This is a genomic window from Saccharothrix longispora (assembly GCF_031455225.1).
GTDB lineage: Bacteria > Actinomycetota > Actinomycetes > Mycobacteriales > Pseudonocardiaceae > Actinosynnema > Actinosynnema longispora.
Map to the genome: position 1 here is coordinate 2568378 of NZ_JAVDSG010000001.1, position 20280 is coordinate 2588657.

The window sequence follows — 20280 nt, forward strand, 5'->3', positions numbered from 1 at the left end:
GGCTACCGGGCGCGCGGCAACCGCCGGTTCTCCGCACTCAATGCCGGATTCACGCCGCATCGCCGGCCGAATTCCGCAGTGGAAGCTGTGTTCCTCCGGCCCAAGTGCCTGAAGACTGATCGACGACGAATGACGGGGCTCGATGGTGCGAACGCCGGGGAGTGGCATGGTTTGCGGTGGGTGGGCGTTTCAAGGCGGGGCCCGGGAATTGCGCCTCGTCATGGTCCGTCCAACCGCTTGTTGCCTGTTCGCAAGGCTGTAACGGTTCAATCGACTGCCGATCGTCGTCGACGGCGGACTCGCGTGACACAAGCAGGAGAGTCGAATGGAAACGTCCACGTTCACGAGGTCACTTGGGCACGGTCTGGTTTCGGCCGAGGTGCACGGCCGGTTGGTGCGACAATTGATCAACGAGCACGCGGGGATGACGGGGGACGAAGCAGTCAGGATCGTGGACGCCACCGTCGCTTTCCTGAAGGTGTGCGCCGACAAACCCGGGTGCCACCTCCGGCCGAGCCGGCGCGTGGACCTCGGCTGGCACCAGTTCATCCTGAACACCGTCGACTACGCCGAGTTCTGCAGGCGGGTGGCCGGTCGCTTCCTGCACCACGTGCCCGAGGAGTTCGCCTCGCCGCGCGCCACGCCCGCCGATACTGTGGCCGCGCTCGCCCCTGCGGTGGAGGCGTTGCGAACTGCGGGGTTCGAGGTGGATCCCGCACTGTGGGCGACGAACGCCGGGCAGTGCACGCAGTGCCACGCCGGATGCACGAACTGCGGTCAGGGCGGCGACGGCGACGGCGCGGCGTCCCGCCGACTGATGACGATCGGGCAATAGCCCGAGAACGAGGAGACCATGGCTGACCGCCGTGACTGGCACGAGTTGCCCGAAGGCGTCAGACACGCCGTAGAGCGCAGGATCGGAACGGTGCTCACGGCGGAGTCGCCCGATGCAGGACGAAGCTCCGAGCTGTCGGCAACGTTGTCGACTGCGCGCGGCCGCGTGTTCTGCAAGGGGGTCACGGTGAGGTCTCCCTTGGCGTGGATGCACCGCAACGAGGTCGTGGTGAGCCCGTTCCTGCCCGAACAGCTCGCCCCTCGCCTGCTGTGGGACATCGAGGTGGACGGTTGGCTGGTGCTCGGATTCGAGCACGTCCCCGGGCGGCACGCCACGCTGTCCCCCGATTCGGACGACCTGCCGCTGGTCGTGGACGCGGTGGACGAGGTCAGCCGCACCGCACCGCCGCCGTCATCCACGGCCCGACGCCCGATGTCCGCTCAATGGGCGAAAGCACTCGAAGTGGAGATCGGTGTCGCGCCACCTGCCGATGCCGATCCGTGGTCCGTTGCGAACGCCGGACTGCTGGTCGAATGGGCCTCTCGCGCACCCGAGCACATGGGCGGGGACCGGTTGATCCACTCGGACCTCCACTCGTTGAACTTCCTCGTGTCCGATCGAGCACGGGTGATCGACTGGGCGTGGTGGCGGACCGGGGCTGCCTGGATCGACCCTGCACTCCTGGTGATCCGGCTGATCGCCGGAGGGCACGACCCCGACGCGGCGGAGAAGTGGGCTCACAACTTCGACGGGTTCGCCACCGCTCCACACGACGCGATCACCGCGTTCGCCGCATCCGTGCTGCGCGTGTGGGAACGCAGGTTCGCGGGCACACCCAACACGAACGCGGCTCGTCGTTGGGTTCAGTACCGGCTGGCCTAGAGGGCGGCACCTCGTCCACTCCCACGTCGGCGCATGGGGCCACCGTGCCGCACCGCGAGCGTGACAGTCGGGCATTGCCCCTCATCGGGTGAACTCACTCGTGTCCGGCTGAGCCGCCGCGTCCTCCCCGGCCCGCTCGGCGGCAGCGGGCCGGGGAGGGATGATCAGCTCGCGGGCACCGTGTCGACGTGCGCGACACCCGACGAGCGGTAGCCGCCGACGCGCGACTGCACCTGCGCCGGGCTCAGCACCTGGTCCTTCGCGAAGTACACGTAGTCCACGTGCTGCTGGTAGGCCCGGTCACCGGGGGCGCCGGCCAGGCCGCCCGCGATGAACCACAGGTTGAAGTTGATCGACATCGGCGTCTCCGGGTAGTACTTGTCGCCGTGGTCGGCGACCAGGGTCCCGTCGATGAAGTACTTCACCCGGCCGTTCGCGACCTGGAAGACCAGGTCGTGCCAGCCCACGTAGCTCTGCCGCTGCTCGCTGTGGATGTTGTCCGCGAGCCACGGCTCGTTGCGGTAGGTCTCCCACGTCGTCTCGTACATGATGTTCGCGGGTTCGCCCCAGCCGCCGTTGGGCAGGTACTCGAAATCGATCTCGCCGTAGTTCGGGTCGAGGTCGCTGTTGAGCGGCGTGATGGTGAAGAACGTCTGCACCACGTGGTCGCCGTCCGGCCCGTAGACCGGGGTGTCGGAGAACTTCACCCGGGCCGCGTACGTGCCCTCGAAGAACTTCCGCTGGTGGTACAGCTCGGTCTGCCGCGCCGTCGAGCCGTTGTTGGACGACTCCAGGCGCATCGACTTCTGCCCGTCCACGGTCGGGAACGTCACCTGCGACGGCTCCCAGGTCGCGGGCACGCCGGGGCCGCCACCGCCGGAGCGGACGGTCCAGCCGCGCTGCGCGATCCGCGAGTCGGACGACGAGGCGTAGTCGAAGTCGTCGAACAGCGCCGGACCGTTCGGGTTCGGCGGGTTCGTCGTCGTGGTCGTCGTGGTGGTGGTCGACGAACCACCCGGCGGGGTGCCGTACAGCAGGGTGCCGCCGCGGTGCACGGTGACGCGCGACCACGGCGAGTAGGAGCTGGACGCGCGGAACGAGTAGTCGTCGGTCTGCGTGATCCGGCTCCAGTTGCTCCGGTAGAACCGCAGCTGGAGGTCGCCGGAGTCGGCGCCCGGTGCGAGCGAGCCCGCGCCGGAGGTGAAGCCGACTTCCAGGTACCGGTCTGCCGCGCCGCCGGTGAGCGTGCCGAACGTGCCGGTCACGTTGCCGCAGCCGCGCACGGCCCACGAGCAGGCGAAGCGATAGCCCACGTCGGGCGTCTCGCTCGTGAAGTAGTAGCGGACCTTGAGGTCGGCCAGCGGCACGGTGGTCGACCCGGAGTTGACCAGCTTGAGCCACGGCTCGACCTGGTCGGTGGTGTTGGCGGACGCGCTGGTCCGGTATTGGGCGGTGACCACGTCGGCGGCCATCGCGGTGGGCGCGGTCACCAGGGCGGCGACCGCCACGGCGGCCGAGCCCACGGCGGCGATAACGCGTGCGGACAAGGTTGTTCTCCTCGTGTCAGCAGGGTGGGACAGGGGAGCGGGCTTCGTCCTGGGTGCTGGCCTCCTCTCGGGCGGTCGGCGGCCGACGGGTGTCCAGGGGGCGGTGCGGCACGGCGAGCGCCGTCAGGCGGCTCCCGTGCTCGCGCATCCGGTCGGTGAAGTCGGTCCACGAGGGGCGCTGCGACCACAGCGCGTCGGCCAGCGCCGCGAGCCGCGGGAACGCCAGGCGCTCCAGGTCGTGCGGGGTCGGCGCGTACTCCGTCCACAGGGCGCACTGGGCGCCGAGCACCCCGGTGGGCAGCGGCAGGTGGTAGACGTCGTGCGCGGTGACCACCAGGCCGGGCTGCCCGGCGGGCTCGTCGGGATCGGCGGTCTGCGGGTAGTCGAGGTAGGTCGAGCGGTGCGGCGCCATCACCACGTCGTGGCCCCCGTCCAGGGCGGACCGGGCGTCGTCGGCGTCGCGCCACGGCATGACCACCGCGCGCGGGTCGCCGATCCGCTCCCACGACACCGGCACCCGGCCGCGCTCCACGAGGTGGTCGGCCATGGCCCGCAGGAACCAGCCGTGCAGCTCGTGCGGCCCGGCCAGGCCCTCGCGCGCGATCCGCTCCGCCGCGCCCGCGCCGGTCTCCCACTCGGTGGTGGGGCACTCGTCGCCGCCCAGGTGCACGTGCGGGCCGGGGAACACCTCCAGCACCTCGTCGAGCACGTCGCGGCAGAACTCCAGCGTCGCGTCCCCCACGCCGAAGACCTCGTCGCTGACGCCCCAGCGGGTCCACACCGGCAGCCGGCGGCCCGGGTCGTTGCCCAGGTGCGGGTAGGCGGCGAGCGCGGCGCGGGCGTGGCCGGGCATCTCGATCTCCGGCACGACCCGCACCCCGCGCTCCGCGGCGTAGGCGACCAGCCCCGCCAGCTCGGACCGCGTGTACGCGCCACCGTGCGGCACGCCGTCGCCCGCCGTCTCGGCGCGCCTGCCGCCGACCTCGGTCAGCAGCGGGTAGCGCGGCACCGGCATCCGCCAGCCCTGGTCGTCGGTGAGGTGCAGGTGCAGGACGTTGAGCTTGTGCAGCGCCAGCAGGTCGACGAACCGGCGCAGCACCGGCACCGGCTGGAAGTGCCGCGCCACGTCCAGCAGCACGCCCCGCCACGGCAGTCGGGGCGTGTCCCGCACGTCGACACCCGGCAGCGCCCACTCCACCCCGGACGCCGGGCGCGACCCCAGGGCCCGCGCCGGCAGGAGCTGCCGGATGGTCTGCACGCCGTGCGCGAGGCCCTGCCGGGTGGCCGCGCGCAGCACCACGGCGTGCTCGTTCACGGTCAGCGCGTAGCCCTCGTCACCGAGCCCGACGAGCCGCTCGTCGAGCGCGAACACGACCCGCCCGTCCTCGTGCAGCGGCAGCGGCAGGCCGGTCGCGGGCCGCAGCAGGTGGCGCAGCAGCCGGGCCGCGCCCTCCGCGCCGGGCGTGGCGCGGATCGCGGTGTCCTCGTCGAGCGCGAACCGGCCGTGCCTGCGGACCAGCCGCGTCGGGCGTGGGACGATCACGAGCGGAACCCCCTGGTTGGTCAGCCCTTGACCGCGCCACCGGTGATACCGGTGGTGACGCGGCCCTGGAGCACGAGGAACACCAGCAGCACCGGGAGCATGAACAGCGTCGAGGCGGCCATGGTGGCGCCCCAGTCGGTGCCGAAGGTGTTGCTGAACGAGGACAGCCAGACCGGCAGCGTGCGGTCGTCCTGGTCCTTGATGATCAGCACGTTGGCGAAGGCGAACTCGTTCCACGCGGTGATGAACCCGAACAGCGAGGTCGCCAGCAGGCCCGGCGCGAGCAGCGGGAACACCACCCGCCGGAACGCCTGCGCGCGCGAGCAGCCGTCCACCAGGGCGGCCTCCTCCAGGTCCACCGGGATGGCGGCGAGGAACCCGCGCAGCGTCACGATCGTGAACGGCAGCGTGATCATGAAGTAGACGAGCGTGAGCATCCAGAGCGTGTCGAGCATCCCGGTGTCGCGGGCGATGACGTAGACCGGGATGAGCAGCGCCTCCCACGGCGTCATCTGGGCGACGAACACCATGAGGATGAACCCGCGCCGCCCCTTCCAGCGCAGCCGCGCCACCGCGAACGCCGCCAGCAGGGCCACCACGAGCGACAGCAGCACCGCCCCGCCCGCCACGAGCAGGCTGTTGCGCCAGAACGACCAGAAGCCGCGTGCCGCCACCGCCGTGCCGAAGTGCTCGAACGTCACGGACAGCGGCAGGAACGTCGGCGTCGCCGCCTGGATGTCCTTGGCGGGCTTGAACGCGGTCAGCACCATCCAGTACACCGGGAACACCGACACCGCGAACACGACCAGCGCGGCGACGGTCCGCAGCACCCGCCCGGTCACGACACGCCCTCCTGCCGGTAGAGCTGCCGGAAGTAGGCCAGCAGGGCGAGCACCAGCAGCACGACCATGAGCATCGACACCGCCGCGCCGAGGTCGTAGCGCTGCAACGACTGCGCCACCTGGAACGCGTACACCGGCAGCGTCGTCGTGGCCTGCCCCGGACCGCCCTGGCTGATGACCCAGATCTGCACGAACGCCTTGGCGACCCAGATCACCTCCAGGCACGTGATGAGCCCGAACATGGCCCGCAGCACCGGGAACGTGATCCTGGTGAACACCCGCCACGCGCCCGCCCCGTCCATCCGGGCGGCCTCGTACAGCTCGGACGGGACGGTCACCATCGCGGCGTACAGCGACAGCGCGGCGAACGGCACCGACTGCCACACGATCAGCACCACCAGGATCGCGAACGTCGCCGGCCCGTCGGCGAACCACGTGTAGTCGCGGTACGACTCGAAGCCCAGCTCCACCAGCACCCAGTTCACGACGCCCAGCCGGGACTGGAACAGCCACTGGAACACCGTGGTCGCGGCGATCACCGGGGTGGCCCACACCAGCACGAGCCCGGACATCACCAGCAGCCGCAGCCACCGGCCCAGCCGCACCAGCAGCAGCGCGACCAGCGTGGACAGCAGCATGATCAGCACGACGTTGAGCGCGGTGAACAGCAGCGTGCGCCGCACGACGGCCCAGAACTCGGGGTCGGACAGCACCTTCGCGTAGTTCGCCAAGCCCGTGAACCGCGCGTCGCCGCGCACCAGTTGCGGCAGGCCGAACTCCTGCACTGACATCACCACGTTGCGCGCCAACGGGTACAGCAGCAGGTACGCGGTGGCCACCAGGGTCGGCGAGATCAGCAGGTAGGGCCACCAGGACCGGCGGCGGCGCGGGGGAGGGGTGGTGCGCGGCCGGTCGTCCACCGGCCGCGCCAACGTCGCCGTCACGTCCCGGAGTTGAGCGCCTGGGTGATCACCTGGTCCGCCTCGGCCGCCGCGGTGGCCGGGTCGGCGCCGGTCAGCACCTCCGTCAGGAACTCCTTGATCGGGTTGCGCGCCTCGACGGCCGCCCAGTTCGGCGAGTTCGGCGTGGCGTGCCCGTTGACCGCGCCCGCCGCCATCGCCGCCGCGCCCGGGTCGTCGCCGACCGCGCTCGCCAGGCTCGTCCGGTTCGGCACGTAGTTCATCGCCTTGGCCAGCTCGACCTGCCACTTCTCCCCGGCCAGCGCCTTGACCACCTCGTAGGCGCCCTCCTGGCGCGGCGAGGCGAGCGGGATGATCAGGTCGGAGCCGCCGGTGAACACCGCGCCGGGCTCGTCGGCGGTCTTGCCGGGGATGGGGAAGAAGCCGAGCTTGCCCGCCAGCGCCGGGTTGGCCTTCTCCACGAGCTTCGCCGCGCCGGGCACCGCGATGAACTGCGCGACCTGCCCGGCGGCCACCACGTCGGTCTGCTGCGGCTTGGCCTCGTCGGAGTCCTTGGGGCCGTCGCCCAGCGCCTGGAGCCGTCGGTAGAAGTCCGCGCCGGCCAGCGCCTCCGGCGTGTTCAGCGATCCGGCCCACCGGTCGCCGGACTTCTCGGCCAGGTCGCCTCCCTCGTCCCAGACGAACCCGGACAGCACGTACCAGTTCTGGCCGGGCAGGTAGATGCCCTGCACGTCGCCCTCGTCGAGCCGGTCGGTCGTGGCCAGCCACTCGTCGCGGGTCCTGGGCGGCGTCACGCCCGCGGCCTCGAACAGGTCCTTGCGGTAGACGACCACGCGGTTGGCGGCGTACCAGGGGACGCCGAACTGCTTGCCGTCCACCGCGCCCGGCTCGGCGAGGCCGGGGATCCAGTCGTCACCGCCCAGTTCGGCCTTCTTCGCCGACAGGTCGGCCACGCCGTCGCTGGCCGCGTACTGGGCGACCTGGGTGTTGCCGACCTCGATCACGTCGGGCGGGTCGGTGCTGGCCAGCGCGCTGGTCACCTTCTGCGTGATCCCGTTCCACTCCTGGACCTGGAGGTCCAGGTCCAGGTCGGGGTGGTCGCGCTCGAACTCGGTCTCGAACCGGCTCGCGAAGTCCTCGGTGGTCGAGTCCTTCATCAGCCAGACGGTGATCTCCTGCTTCCCACCGGCGTCGCCGGCGTCGGTTCCGCAGGCGGCCAGGGCTAGTCCCAACGCGAGGACCACGGCGACGGGGCGGTGCGACACGTCTCACCTCTCAGCTGACCAATTGGTAACCTCCGGTGGAGCGTGTCGAAGATGGCATAGACCAATCTGTCCGTCAACACCCACGTCACAGCCGTGAGAGCGCTCTCGATCTTTGTGAAGTGGTAACTGACCACTGGTCTGACATACTGGCCCGGCGACGCGGCAGAACGAAGCGAGGCGGCATGGCCGAACCGATCCTCAAGCGTGAACGGGTGCGCGACTACCTGCTGGAGCTGATCGAGACGCACCCGCCGGGCGCGCCCATCCCCGCCGAGCGCGTCCTGTGCGCGCGGCTGTCCGTCTCCCGGCCGACGCTGCGCTCCGCGGTCGACGAGCTGGTCAACACCGGCCTGCTCGTCCGCCAGCACGGCCGGGGCACGTTCGTCGCGCCCGCCAAGATCACCCAGGAACTGGTGTCCGGTGACCGCGCCATGACGCTGCCGCAGGCGGGCGGCGCGTGGACCAGCCGCGTGCTGGAGCACGCCCGGATCCCGGCCGGCGCGCGGGTGGGCCGCAAGCTGCGCGTGTCACCGGCCGCCGAGGTCAACTACACCGCCCGGCTGCGCCTGGTCGACGGCCAGCCCATGGCGATCGAGTACCTGCACGTGCCGGTCGCCGTCGCACCCGGCCTCACCCAGGAGGACATGGAGTCCGGCAACTTCTACGACCGGCTGTCCGACCACGGCGTGCACGTCAGCGACGCCGTGCAGTCCATCGAGCCGACCGTCACCAACGACTCGGAGGCCGAGCTGCTCGGCGTGCCCGTCTTCGCGCCGGCCCTGCTGTTCGAACGCCTCACCAACGACACCGCCGGCCGCCCCGTGGAGTACGTGCACTCGCTCTACCGGGGCGACCGCTACCGCATCGTCTCCCGACTCTCGCTGGGCCGCACCGCCCCCGGCGACCGGGCCGACCACTACCCGGGCATCCCACCGGGCTCCGCAACGACGGTCCGCTCGGCCACCACGGGGGACGTCCAGTAGTCCGCCGACATGACCCCCACGGGGGTGTGCCGGCCTCGGCGCCGCTGCCACGGTGGGGGCATGACCTACCTCCTCGACCCGACCGGCCGCGACCTCCAGGGGGAGGCGGCGCGGCTGCGCGAACTCGGCCCGGCCACCCGCGTGGAACTGCCGGGCGGCCTCACCGCCTGGTCCGTCACCGGCATCGACGTGCTGCGCCGCCTGCTGAGCGACCCCCGCATCTCCAAGGACGCCCGGCGGCACTGGTCCGCCTGGGCGGCGGGGGAGGTGCCCGAGGACTGGCCGCTGCACCTCTGGGTGTCCGTGCGGAACATGTTCAACGCCTCCGGTGACGACCACCGCAGGCTGCGCTCGCTGGTGTCGAAGGCGTTCACCCCGCGCCGGGTGGAGTCGCTGCGGCCCGAGGTGGAGCGGATCGCGACGGGGCTGCTCGACTCGCTCGACGCCGGTGGGGACACCGCCGACCTGCGCGAGGCGTACGCGAACCCGCTGCCCATCGAGGTGATCTGCCTGCTGCTGGGCATCCCCGACGACACGCGCCCGGAGCTGCGCGCCCTCGTGGACGCCGTCTTCGACACCACGTCGGCCCCGGAGAGCGTGGTGGCCAACCAGGAGCGGCTCTACCGCACCCTCGGCGAACTGGTCGAGGCCAAGCGCGCCACCCCCGGCGACGACCTGATCAGCGGGTTGATCGCGGCGCACGACGAGGGCGACGGGAGCCTGACGGCGACCGAACTGGCGGACACCCTCGTCCTGCTGATCTCCGCCGGGTACGAGACGACGGTGAACCTGCTCGACCACGCCGTCGCCGCGCTGCTCGCCCACCCCGACCAGCTCCGGCTGGTGCGGACGGGCGAGCGGGGTTGGGGCGACGTGGTGGACGAGACGCTGCGCTGGCAGGCGCCCGTGGCGAACCTGCCGCTGCGCTACGCCGTCGAGGACGTGGAGGTCGGCGACGTGGTGATCCGGCGCGGCGAGGCGATCCTGGCCGCGTTCGCGGGCGCGGGCCGCGACCCGCTGCACCACGGGTCGACCGCCGACGAGTACGACCTGACCCGGCCGGACAAGGCGCACCTGGCGTTCGGGCACGGCGTGCACTACTGCCTCGGCGCCCCGCTGGCCCGGTTGGAGGCCGAGGTGGCCCTGCCCGCGCTGTTCGCGCGGTTCCCGGACCTCGCCCTGGCGGTGCCGGTGGAGGACCTGCGGCCGGTCCGCTCGTTCATCTCCAACGGCCACCTGGAGCTGCCCGTCCGCCTGCGCTGACGGTTCCCGGACTTGCCGGGAGTGGCCCGGGTCACTACCGTCCTCGACAAAGGTGAATCCCTTTCGCGTACGTCGGGGAGTGGGAATGCGGAGCTCACGCCGGTCACTGGTGTCCTGCGCGCTGGTCGGAGCCTTGGTGCTGGTCGGGTTGCCCGCGGCCGGCGCGCAACCCGGCCCGGCCGCGCCCTACCTGGTCGGACGGGGGATCTCGGACGTCACCGGGCCCGCCGCCGAGAACGGCATGATGGGCTACTCGTCGTTCGACCAGAAGACCACCGGCATCCACCAGCGGCAGCGGTCCCGCGCCTTCGTCGTGGTCGACCAGGCCACCGGCAAGCGCGTCGCCTACGTCAACGCCGACCTGGCGATGGTCTTCCGCGCCGTGCAGGAGGCCGTGCTGTCCCGCCTCCAGGCCCGCTACGGCGCCACGTACACGCGCGAGAACCTGCTGCTGTCCGCCACCCACACCCACGCCGGCCCCGGCGGCTACTCGCACAACCTCGCCTACAACCTGTCGGTCCTCGGCCTCCAGAAGCAGACCCTGGACGCCATCGCCGACGGCATCACCGAGTCGGTCGTCGAGGCGCACGAGGACCTCAGGCCCGGCACCATCACGCTCGGCCGCGGACAGCTCACCGACGCCAGCGTGAACCGCTCGCGCACCGCGTTCGACCGCAACCCCGCCGCCGACAAGGCCCACTTCCCGAACGCCGTCGACCCGTCGATGACCGTCCTCAGGTTCCGCCAGGGCGCCACCGACGTCGGCGCGATCAGCTGGTTCGCCACCCACAACACGTCGATGACCAACAAGAACACCCTGATCAGCCCGGACAACAAGGGATACGCGTCCTACCGGTGGGAGCACGACCACCACGGCGTGCGCTACCTCGACGACCGGCCCGGGTTCGTGGCCGCGTTCCCCAACACCAACGCGGGCGACATGTCGCCCAACCTCAACCTGAGGCCCGGCTCCGGTCCCACCGAGGACGAGGTCGAGAACACCCGGATCATCGGCGAGCGCCAGAACCGCGAGGCCCAGCGGGTCTTCGCCGGCCCGCAGGCCGCCGTCACCGGCTCGGTGGACTCCCGGATGCGGTTCGTCGACATGTCGGCGGTCACCGTGGACGGCCGGTTCACCACCGACGGCCGCCCCGGCACCACGTGCTCCGGCGTGGTCGGCGCGTCCACCTTGGCGGGCAGCGTCGAGGACGGTCCGGCGATCCCGCTGTTCCACGAGGGCATGACCAGCCCGTGGAAGGCGCTGTTCGAGCCGTTGCAGGTCGAGGTGCCGCAGTGGCTCAAGGACTGCCAGTACCCGAAGGCGTCGCTCGTGCCCACCGGCCTGATCGGCGCGACCCCGAACGTCGTGCCGCTCCAGGTGGTCAAGATCGGCCCGCTGCACCTGGTCGCGGTGCCCGGCGAGGTCACGATCGTGGCCGGCCTGCGCATCCGGCAGGCGGTGGCGGCGGAGGCGGGCATGCCGCTGGAGAACGTGCTCGTGCAGGGCTACGCCAACGACTACGCGCAGTACGTGACCACCCCGGAGGAGTACGACCTCCAGCAGTACGAGGGCGGCTCGACCTTGTTCGGGCGCAACACCCTGCCCGCCTACGAGCAGGAGTTCGGCAAGCTCGCCGCGTCGCTGCGCACCGGCGCCGCCCTGCCGCCCGGCCCGACGCCCGGCACGCCGCCGTTCACCGGCATCAACCTCCAGACCGGCGTGGTGTTCGACGACAAGCCGATCGGCACGTCGTTCGGCCAGGTGCGCACCGAACCCGCCGCCTCCTACACCCGCGGGCAGACCGCCACGGCGGTCTTCGTCACCGGCCACCCCAAGAACGACCTGCACCGCAACGGCACGTTCCTGGAGGTGCAGCGCCTGGTGGACGGCCGGTGGACCCGGCACGCCGACGACGGCGACTGGTCCACCCGCTACCGCTGGCAGCGCGAGGGCATCGCGAACTCCACGGCCACCCTCACGTGGGCGATCCCGGCGGACACCCCGGCCGGCACCTACCGCATCGTCCACCACGGCGACTGGAAGAGCGGCTGGACCGGGGCGATCACCGGCTTCACCGGCGCGACCAGGAGCTTCACGGTCGGCTAGGGCGACTCCCGCCCCTCCCCGCCGGCGGAACTATGATCCACTTCCGGATTCGGTACCGGCAAGGGGGAAACGCATGGGCGGGACGGGGATCGGCACCGGCAAGGTGGTCGTGAACAGGGCGATGTCGCTGGACGGCTTCATCGCCGGTCGCGGCCACGAGATGGGCTGGGTCGGCGAGCACCTGACCCCGGACACGTTCCCGGAGGTCATGGCGGCCGCGGGCGCCATGCTCGTCGGCCGGGGCACCTACGAGGTCGCCAAGCGCATGGCCGCCCAGGACACCCCCTACGACGGGGGACCGCAGTTCGTCCTGACCCACGAACCCCCCGACGAGCCGGACCCCACCGTCACGTTCCTCACCTGCGGGATCGAGGAAGCCGTCGCCACGGCCCGCGCCGCCGCCGGCGACAAGGACCTGGAGGTCCTCGGCGCCGACGTGGCGGCCCAGTGCCTGGAGCGCGGACTCGTCGACGAGATCCTGGTGTACGTCGTCCCGGTGCTGCTCGGCGACGGCGTCCGCTTCACGCCCCCGAGCCTCGACCGGATCGACCTGGAACCCCTCGACAACACCCGGTCGGGCGACATCACGATGCTCCGCTTCCGCGTGCGGAAGTAGGCGCGACCCGGCGGCCGGTGCGCGCCGGCCGCCGGGACAGCGTCACCCCTCGCGGTCGAGCGGACCCCACGGCGTGGCGGCGGTGGCCAGGACGAGGCGCTCGCACTCGGCGAGCGCCTCGTCCGTGATCCACCCGATCGGGCGGCGGCACTCGACCAGCGGCTCGTTGTCCGGGCCCCGGCCGACCTCGGTGCCCTCCAGCACCCACGGCCGGGTGCCCGTGCTGCGGCGCTCCCGCAGGTGGCGGTAGTCGTGCAGGCGGCGGGCCACCCACAGGCGCAGCGGCCGGTCACCCCACCAGGGCTCCACGGCCAGGGCGTTCGCGGACAGGCCGGGCAGCGCGAGGCCGGTCAGGCCGTCCCGGCTGCACCGGCCGCCGTCCGCGTCCGGGCCCAGCGACCAGCGGACGAACAGGTCGGCGCCGTTCCGCTGTGCGACGAGGGCCACGAGGTCGTCGAGGTCGGCGAAGGTGCGCATGGCCCGGGGGTAACCAGGGGGCGGCGGTTCGAACTCCCGATTCCGGGTACGCGATCACCATGACCGATTCGACCACCACGGCACGCGAGTCCCTGTGGACCGCGGCGATCGCCGGGAGCCGGCACCCCGCACTGACCTCCGAGGAGACGGCCGACGTGGCCGTGGTCGGCGGCGGCATCACCGGGGTGACCACCGCCCTGCTGCTCAAGCGCGCCGGCCTGCGCGTCGCGCTGATCGAGGCCGGCCTCGTCGGCAGCGGCGTCAGCGGCAACAACACCGCCAAGGTGACCGCGCTCCAGTCCACCCAGTACTCCACGATCGTGAAGCGGCACGGTGAGGACGCCGCGGCCGTCTACGCCGCCGCCAACCGGGCCGGCGTCGAGATGGTCGAGACGATCGTCGCGCGGGAGGGCGTCGACTGCGACCTGCGCCGCCTGCCCGCCTACACGTTCGCGTTCACCAACGACGAGGTGCCGTCCGTCGAGGAGGAGTTCGGCGCGGCGCAGGCGGCCGGGCTGCCCGTGGTGCGCGACCGGGGCGAGAAGATGGGCGTGCCGTTCCCCGTGGCGGCGGCCGTGCGGCTGGACGACCAGCTCGCCATCCACCCCGCCAGGTACGTGCGCGCGCTCGCCGAACTGGTCGACGGCGGCGGCTCGAAGGTCTACGAGAACAGCCGCGTGCTGCGCGTGGAGGACGGCGACCCGGTCCGGGTGCGCACCGAGGGCGGCGTGGTGGTCGCCAACCGCGTGGTCATCGCCACGCACTACCCGATCCTCGACCGCGGCCTGTACTTCGCGCGGCTGGAGGCGGTCCGCTCCTACTGCATCGCCGTGCGGCTGAACGCCGGTTCGCCGCCGCCCGGCCTGTCCATCAGCACGGGCACCCCGTCGTGGTCGCTGTCGAACTACCACGACCTGCTCATCGTGTCCGGGCAGAGCCACGTGACCGGCTCGGAGGAGGGCGACCCCTACGGCGAGCTGCTCAAGTTCGCCGCCGAGCACTGGGACGTCGCCGAGGTCACCCACCGCTGGTCCGCGCAGGACGCCGTGCCCTACGACCACCTGCCGATGGTCGGCCCGTACACGCCCGGCTCGGACCGCCTGTTCGGCGCGACCGGGTTCATGAAGTGGGGCCTGTCCAACGGCACCGCCGCCGCGATGCTGCTCGCGGACCTGGTGCGGGGCGAGGAGAACCCGTGGGCGGACCGGTTCAGCCCGCACCGCGTGTCGCTGAAGTCCGCCCCCACGCTGGCCAAGATGAACGCCAAGGTCGCGGTGGACCTCGTCGGCGACCGCCTCAAGCCCGCCGAGGTCTCCTCGGCCGGCGAGGTCCCCGCGGGCGAGGCGCGGGTGGTGCGCGACGGCACGGGCAAGGCGGGCGTGTACCGCGACCACGACGGCCGCGCGCACGGCGTGTCGCTGCGCTGCACGCACATGGGCTGCCTGGTCCGGTTCAACCAGGCCGAGGTCAGCTGGGACTGCCCGTGCCACGGCTCGCGCTTCGACGTCGACGGCGAGGTCCTGGAAGGACCGGCGACCGAGCCGCTGGAACGGCGGGACCCCGCTTGAGCACGATCGGAGCGGAGGAGGAGTTCCTCCTGGTCGACCCCACGACGCTGCGCCCGGTACCGCGCGCGGCCGAGGTGCTGGCCAGGGTCGAGGAGCTGCCGCCGGGCGCGAAGGCGCACCCCGAGCTGATGGGCACCCAGGTCGAGTTCGCCACCGGCGTGTGCGACGACCTGGCCGGGCTGGGCGCGCAGCTGGCCGCCGGCAGGCGTGCGCTGGCGGACGCGGCGAAGGCGTCGGGGCTGCGGCTGCTGGCCTCCGGGACGCCGCCGCTCGCCGACCCGGCGCCGGGGTTCGCGCCCGGCGGCCGGTACGGGCGGGTCGAGGAGCTGTTCCGGGCGCAGGTGACCGACTACCAGAGCAACGGCTGCCACGTGCACGTCGGCGTGCCCGACCGGGACACCGCCGTGCACGTGGTCAACCACCTGCGGCGCTGGTTGCCCACGCTGCTCGCGCTGGGCGCGAACTCGCCGTTCTGGGCGGGCCGCGACACCGGCTACGCGAGCTGGCGGATCGTGGAGCAGTCGAAGTTCCCCGGCTCGGGCGTCACCCCGCACCTCGCGGACGCCGCCGCCCACGACGCCGCCGTGGCCCGCCTGGTCGACCTCGGTGTGCTGGTGGACGAGAGCCAGACGTTCTGGTTCGCCCGACCGTCGCCGAGGTACCCCACCGTGGAGGTGCGGGTCGCGGACACCGCGGCCACGCCGGGCGAAGCGGTGCTCCAGACGGCGCTGACCCGCGCCCTGGTGGCCGTGACGCCGCTGGGCCCCGCGCCGGAGCTGGACGAGCAGGTGCTGGCGGCGGCGGTGTGGTCGGCCGCGCGCTACGGGCTGACCGGTGACGGGGTCGATCCGCTGGCCGCGCGGCGCGTCCCGGCGCCCGCGCTGCTGGAGGCGCTGTTCGACCACGTGGCCGACGCGCTGGGGGACGACCGCGCCGCGGTGCGGTCGCTGCTCGACCGGGTGCTCGCGGAGGGCAACGGGGCGGTGCGCCAACAGCGGGCCGGTTCGCCCGAAGCGGCGACGATCACGTGCATCGAGGCGGGAATCGGGTAGTCCACCCGCATGACCACTGTGGACCGGGCCGTCGAGTCGGCCGTGCTCCCCGCGCCGCGCGGGCCGTTGTCGGAAGCAGTCCTCGACGCCCTGCGCGGCGCGCCGCCCGCCGTCGCCCTGCCCTCGTCGGTCGCGGCCGACCCGTACGGCGATGACCTCCAGCTCGCCCTGCACCTGTGCTACGAACTGCACTACCAGGGCTGGGCCGGCGTCACGGACGAGTGGGAGTGGGACCCGGAGCTGATCCGGTTCCGCGGCCTGCTGGAGACGGTGTTCCTCGACGCGCTGCGCGCCGACGTGCCGGGCGGCGCCGACATCACCGGTGTGCTCGACGAGCTGCTGGTGGAGCCGGTCGACGGTTCGGGCGTCAGCCACTTCCTCAAGGACCGGGGGGAGTGGTGGCAGGTGCGCGAGTACTTCGCGCTGCGCTCCATCTACCACCTGAAGGAAGCCGACCCGCACTCCTGGGTGATCCCCAGGCTGCGCGGCCGGGCCAAGGCGGCGCTGGTGGCCGTCGAGTTCGACGAGTTCGGCGGCGGTCGGGCGGACCGGATGCACTCGCGGCTGTTCGGGGACCTGCTGGTCGGCGCGGGCCTGACCGACGACTACCTGGGTTACCTGGAGAACGCGCCCGCGGTCATGCTCGCCACCGTCAACCTGATGTCGCTGTGCGGGCTGCACCGCTCGCTGCGCGGCGCCCTGGTCGGCCACTTCGCCGCGGCCGAGATCACCACCGCGCCCAGCGCCGCCCGGATGGCGAAGGCGCTGGAGCGGATGGGCGCGCACCCCGACTGCGTGGAGTTCTTCACCGAGCACATCGAGGCCGACGCGGTCCACGAGCAGATCATGCGGCGCGACGTGATCGGCGACCTGCTCGACCGGGAGCCGGAGCTGACCGGGTCGGTGGTGTTCGGCGTGCAGGCCACCGAACTGCTGGAGGCACGCCTGGGCGAGCACCTTCTCGGTGCGTGGCAGGAGGGGCAGACGGCGTTGCGCCTGCCCCTCCCCGGGGAATCCGCCTAACGGCGCTTGCGGTGGCTCGTGTCGCAGAACGGGTAGCGCTTGCTGCGGCGGCACGAGCACACCGCGACGACGAACCGGTCGGACTCGACCAGCGTCCCGTCGTCCAGTTCCACCTCGACCGGTCCCTCCACCAGGAGGGGGCCGCCGGGCACCACGGTCACCTTGCGCGAGTCACGCCGCGTCGGCACGGACCACCACCAGTTCCTCCTCCGTCTGCCCCGGCGCGATGAGCCCCTGCTCCTCCAGCCACCGCGCCCGCCCGCGCATCACCGGTCCGAAGGGAATGGTGCGGCGCGCGACGACCGACGCCTTGAGCCCGCCGCCGCGCAGCTGGTGCAGCGTCGTGTCCGAGTCGCACAGCGTCGAGTGCACGATCAGCCCGACCCCCTTGTCCGCCAACAACAGCGGCATCACCGCGCACAGCCGGTCGAGCACCGCACGGCCCCGACGGCCCGCGTCCCACGCCCGCTCCGGTCCGCTGTCGGGCACCCCGGTGCTCGGCACGTACGGCGGGTTGGCGGTGATCAGGTCGTAGGGGTCCTCGCCGACGAGGTCGCCGAAGTCGCCGTGCCGGGTCTCGACCCGGATGCCGCGCACCGCGCCGTTCACCCTGGCGGCCAGCACGGCGCGGCGGCACCGGTCCACCGCCGTCACTTCTCTCGCACCGGCGCGCGCGGCGGCGACCGCCAGCGCGCCCGTACCCGTGCACACGTCCAGGGCCCGTCCACCCGGCGGGACGCCCGCGTCGGCCAGGGCCTCGACCATCAGCCACGTGTCGTCCTGCGGCCGGTAGACCCCCGGCGGCCTCCACATCCACATAGGAGTGTGGTTCCCACCATCTCCGCCGGCAAACGGACCGGGCGCACCGGGATTGGCCGGCGCGGAACCGGGAACCCTCCGGTCCCGGACGAGGCGGGAGAGGGGCGAGGCCGGAGAGGGAGGTGCCCGTGGGTGTCGTCGACAGCGCTCGGGCCATGGCCAGGGAGCAGGTGCTGCTGGCCGTGCTCGGCATTCCGCGCCTGCTGTCCCACGCGGCCTGGCGCGACGCCGACCCGGACCAGGGCCGGGGCACCGGTGTGCTGCTGGTGCCCGGGTTCGGCTTCGGCGACCTCAGCCTGCGGCTGACCCGCACCTGGCTCGCCCGTCGCGGCTACGTGCCGATCGGGGCGCGCATCGGCCTCAACGTCGGGTGCACCACCGCGCTGGTGGACCGCCTCGAACAGCGGCTCGAAGCGCACCACGAGGCCACCGGCGGCCCGGTGGTGCTGTTCGGCCAGAGCCGAGGGGGAGGACTGGCCCGCCTCCTGGCCGTGCGCCGCCCGGAACTCGTGCGCGGCCTGGTGATGCTGGCCAGCCCCGTCCTGGACACCCTCGGCGCGCACCCCAGCGTGGTCCGCGTGGCCCGCACCCTGGCCCGCCTCTCCGCCGCCGGCCTGCCGGGCCTGCTGGACGAGGACTGCTTCGCCGGGCCCTGCTACGACACCAACTCCACCGCCATGGCCGACCCGCTGACCGTGCCCGCGCTGGCGTTCTACTCGCGCCACGACGTCATCGCGCCGCCGGAGCTGTGCGCCGACCCGTGCGCCGAGTGCGTCGAGGTCGGGAGCACGCACACCGGGATGGCCCTGGACCCGCACCTCTACGAGCTGCTCGCACCGCGCCTGGCGGAGTGGGCGGCGGCCCGGGAGGCGGTGTCGCCGGCGCGCTGACGCGGGCACGTGCGAAGATCACGCCGTGGTCGAACCACCCGCCCGGCTCGTCGCCTTCGGCAACCAGCTCGTCCAGGTGCACATCGCCCTGCGCGAGCGGGTCGAGGAACTGGGCGACGCCCTCAACGCCCCCGACCTGCGGGACCTGCGCGCGCACTGCCTGTCGTTCTGCGCCGCCGTGACCCGCCACCACACCGCCGAGGACGACGGCGCGTTCCCCGTCCTGGCGCGGGAGCACCCCGAACTCCGGCCGGTGCTCGACGAACTGGCCCGCGACCACGTCATCGTGTCCGACGCGCTCGACGCCCTCACCCGCCTGGTCGGGGAGGCGGGTGACGACGAGGCCGCGCGTTCGGCGCTGCGCACCGAGGTCGACAGCGTGGCCGCCCTGCTGGAGACGCACTTCACCTACGAGGAGCGCAAGATCGCCGCCGCGCTGTCCGCGTTGACCGGCGAACTCGGCGCGGCGGACGCCGAACTCGTCGCCCGCGCGACGGCGGTCCCCGACTGACGGGCTAGAAGCCCCGCGCGATGGCGATGTTGCCGGACAGGCGCTCGCCCGCCTCGTAGACCATGTACTCCGCGCCGCCGTCGCTGCCGAACGACGGCGCGGCGCAGCGGCCGTCGTCCGGGAACCCGGCGAGCGGGGCGTGGAAGGTGCCCAGGTGGTTGCGCCGGGTGAAGTCGTTGCCGACCTCGGTGATCAGCATCCGGCCGCCCGCCTCCTTGTTGCAGTGGTAGACGACGTACGTGGTGCCGTTGCGCCGCACGACGTGCGGCGCCCCGACGTCCCGCACGCCGACGTCCTGCGGCCGGACCAGCGGGGTCTTCGAGAACGTCCAGTTCCGCGCGTCGGTCGACCAGCCCCAGCCGATGGACCGGCGGTTCGTCGTGTCGTTGACCATGAAGACCATGACGTACCGGGCCCCGTTGGGCAGGTCGTGCCGGAACACCCGCGCGTACGACGCCTCGGTGGCGCCCGCCTGGAGCATCGACGTCGTCAGCACGACCTTGTCGTAGGTGAAGCGGATGCCGTCCTTGGACCGGGCCAGCCGCGTGGTGGTGTTCTCGCCGTGGAAGTAGAGCCACATCTCCCTCACGTCCTCGTTCCACAGCACGTGGGGCGAGGACACGTGGCTCACGTCGTAGTGGCCGGCCCAGGTGCGGCCGACGATCGGGTTGGCCGCGTACTCGGTGTACGGCCCGCCGAGCGAGTCCGCGTAGGCCAGGCAGATGCCGCCGGGTGCGTCGTGCGGCGCGTAGTAGAGGTGGAAGCGGCCCAGCGCGCCGGACACCCGGCCGACCGTGCCGCGCACGCAGGGGAAGATCAGCTCGCCCGTCGGGTTGTACCGCAGCCGCGCCTTGTCGAGGGCGAGGCCCTGGTAGCGGTAGGTGGGGAAGCCCGCGGGCTCCGCGCCCGCGGTGCCGGTGCCGAGGGTCGTGCCGGCGGCCAGTCCGATGCCGGTCACCGCGGCTGCCCGGAACACCTCGCGGCGGGACAGGTGGGTCATCGAGCGCTCCCTTCGTCGTCGGAGCGGTGCGCTGTCCGGCAGTGAAGTGACGTGACCTGAACCACGTCAAGGTGCTAATACGTATTAATCGTTTTTCAGGTCGATCCACGCCCGAAACGTTGACTTGGTGCGGATCG

At 72.3% G+C, this 20280-nt stretch carries 20 protein-coding genes; 11 read left to right on the top strand and 9 right to left on the bottom strand.

The window, feature by feature from the left end; translation table 11 throughout:
* Positions 1–325 precede the first annotated feature (325 nt).
* Positions 326–835: a glycine-rich domain-containing protein gene (locus tag J2S66_RS10305; RefSeq protein WP_510184960.1), complete on the top strand. Its 510-nt coding sequence runs from the start codon at positions 326–328 to the stop codon at positions 833–835.
* A 186-nt stretch (positions 836–1021) separates the two neighbouring features.
* Positions 1022–1717, top strand: a complete 696-nt coding sequence (locus J2S66_RS10310; protein WP_310306631.1) for a phosphotransferase — start codon at positions 1022–1024, stop codon at positions 1715–1717.
* A 164-nt stretch (positions 1718–1881) separates the two neighbouring features.
* Here the strand turns inward: J2S66_RS10310 and J2S66_RS10315 are convergent, their stop codons facing one another.
* From J2S66_RS10315 to J2S66_RS10335, 5 genes are read right to left on the bottom strand one after another with little or no spacing between them, the layout of a single operon-like run.
* Positions 1882–3264: a cellulose binding domain-containing protein gene (locus tag J2S66_RS10315; RefSeq protein WP_310306633.1), complete on the bottom strand. Its 1383-nt coding sequence runs from the start codon at positions 3262–3264 to the stop codon at positions 1882–1884.
* 16 nt (positions 3265–3280) lie between these two features.
* Positions 3281–4807: a beta-N-acetylhexosaminidase gene (locus tag J2S66_RS10320; RefSeq protein WP_310306635.1), complete on the bottom strand. Its 1527-nt coding sequence runs from the start codon at positions 4805–4807 to the stop codon at positions 3281–3283.
* A 20-nt stretch (positions 4808–4827) separates the two neighbouring features.
* Positions 4828–5649: a carbohydrate ABC transporter permease gene (locus tag J2S66_RS10325; RefSeq protein WP_310306637.1), complete on the bottom strand. Its 822-nt coding sequence runs from the start codon at positions 5647–5649 to the stop codon at positions 4828–4830.
* On the bottom strand, positions 5646–6593 hold the full coding sequence (locus J2S66_RS10330) for a carbohydrate ABC transporter permease (protein WP_310306639.1): 948 nt from the start codon (positions 6591–6593) through the stop codon (positions 5646–5648). Before J2S66_RS10330 ends, J2S66_RS10325 begins: the two co-directional genes overlap by 4 nt.
* On the bottom strand, positions 6590–7834 hold the full coding sequence (locus J2S66_RS10335; RefSeq protein WP_310306641.1) for an extracellular solute-binding protein: 1245 nt from the start codon (positions 7832–7834) through the stop codon (positions 6590–6592). Before J2S66_RS10335 ends, J2S66_RS10330 begins: the two co-directional genes overlap by 4 nt.
* A 182-nt stretch (positions 7835–8016) precedes the next feature.
* Between J2S66_RS10335 and J2S66_RS10340 the strand changes: the two genes are divergently transcribed.
* The 4 genes from J2S66_RS10340 (at position 8017) to J2S66_RS10355 (ending at position 12803) form a co-directional block, all read left to right on the top strand.
* Entirely contained in the window at positions 8017–8817 is an 801-nt protein-coding gene (locus J2S66_RS10340) for a GntR family transcriptional regulator (protein WP_310306643.1), read from the top strand.
* 60 nt (positions 8818–8877) lie between these two features.
* The gene (locus J2S66_RS10345; RefSeq protein WP_310306645.1) at positions 8878–10080 is read left to right on the top strand and encodes a cytochrome P450 family protein; all 1203 of its coding nucleotides are present in this window, start codon (positions 8878–8880) and stop codon (positions 10078–10080) included.
* 85 nt (positions 10081–10165) lie between these two features.
* Positions 10166–12187: a neutral/alkaline ceramidase gene (locus J2S66_RS10350; protein WP_310306647.1), complete on the top strand. Its 2022-nt coding sequence runs from the start codon at positions 10166–10168 to the stop codon at positions 12185–12187.
* 73 nt (positions 12188–12260) lie between these two features.
* Complete coding sequence (locus J2S66_RS10355) at positions 12261–12803, top strand: dihydrofolate reductase family protein (protein WP_310306648.1); 543 nt, start codon at positions 12261–12263, stop codon at positions 12801–12803.
* 42 nt (positions 12804–12845) lie between these two features.
* Here J2S66_RS10355 and J2S66_RS10360 read toward each other — a convergent pair whose 3' ends face one another.
* Positions 12846–13280, bottom strand: a complete 435-nt coding sequence (locus J2S66_RS10360; protein WP_310306650.1) for a DUF6098 family protein — start codon at positions 13278–13280, stop codon at positions 12846–12848.
* 59 nt (positions 13281–13339) lie between these two features.
* On the opposite strand from J2S66_RS10360, the gene J2S66_RS10365 reads away from it, so the two are divergent.
* Genes J2S66_RS10365 through J2S66_RS10375 form a run of 3 tightly spaced genes read left to right on the top strand, consistent with a single transcriptional unit; the run spans position 13340 to position 16923 of the window.
* Complete coding sequence (locus J2S66_RS10365) at positions 13340–14848, top strand: FAD-dependent oxidoreductase (protein WP_310306652.1); 1509 nt, start codon at positions 13340–13342, stop codon at positions 14846–14848.
* Entirely contained in the window at positions 14845–15900 is a 1056-nt protein-coding gene (locus tag J2S66_RS10370; protein ID WP_310306654.1) for a carboxylate-amine ligase, read from the top strand. Before J2S66_RS10365 ends, J2S66_RS10370 begins: the two co-directional genes overlap by 4 nt.
* 9 nt (positions 15901–15909) lie before the next feature.
* Positions 15910–16923 (top strand): iron-containing redox enzyme family protein, encoded by a 1014-nt coding sequence (locus J2S66_RS10375; RefSeq protein WP_310306656.1) that lies wholly within the window; start codon positions 15910–15912, stop codon positions 16921–16923.
* On the opposite strand, the gene J2S66_RS10380 is transcribed toward J2S66_RS10375, so the two are convergent.
* Positions 16920–17111, bottom strand: coding sequence for a CDGSH iron-sulfur domain-containing protein (locus tag J2S66_RS10380; RefSeq protein WP_306749676.1), 192 nt, complete (start codon positions 17109–17111; stop codon positions 16920–16922). The two genes, J2S66_RS10375 and J2S66_RS10380, sit on opposite strands and share 4 nt — an antisense overlap.
* Positions 17095–17742 carry a HemK2/MTQ2 family protein methyltransferase gene (locus J2S66_RS10385; RefSeq protein ID WP_310306659.1) on the bottom strand — a complete coding sequence of 216 codons (648 nt, stop codon included), beginning with the start codon at positions 17740–17742 and terminating at the stop codon, positions 17095–17097. The genes J2S66_RS10380 and J2S66_RS10385 overlap by 17 nt, the downstream gene beginning before the upstream one ends.
* Before the next feature lie 155 nt (positions 17743–17897).
* Here J2S66_RS10385 and J2S66_RS10390 point away from each other — a divergent pair, with 155 nt between their 5' ends.
* Positions 17898–18632, top strand: coding sequence for an alpha/beta hydrolase (locus tag J2S66_RS10390; protein WP_310314741.1), 735 nt, complete (start codon positions 17898–17900; stop codon positions 18630–18632).
* A 25-nt stretch (positions 18633–18657) separates the two neighbouring features.
* Positions 18658–19143, top strand: coding sequence for a hemerythrin domain-containing protein (locus J2S66_RS10395; protein ID WP_310306661.1), 486 nt, complete (start codon positions 18658–18660; stop codon positions 19141–19143).
* 4 nt (positions 19144–19147) lie between these two features.
* Here the strand turns inward: J2S66_RS10395 and J2S66_RS10400 are convergent, their stop codons facing one another.
* Positions 19148–20143, bottom strand: coding sequence for a hypothetical protein (locus J2S66_RS10400; RefSeq protein WP_310306663.1), 996 nt, complete (start codon positions 20141–20143; stop codon positions 19148–19150).
* Between the last annotated feature and the right edge of the window lie 137 nt (positions 20144–20280).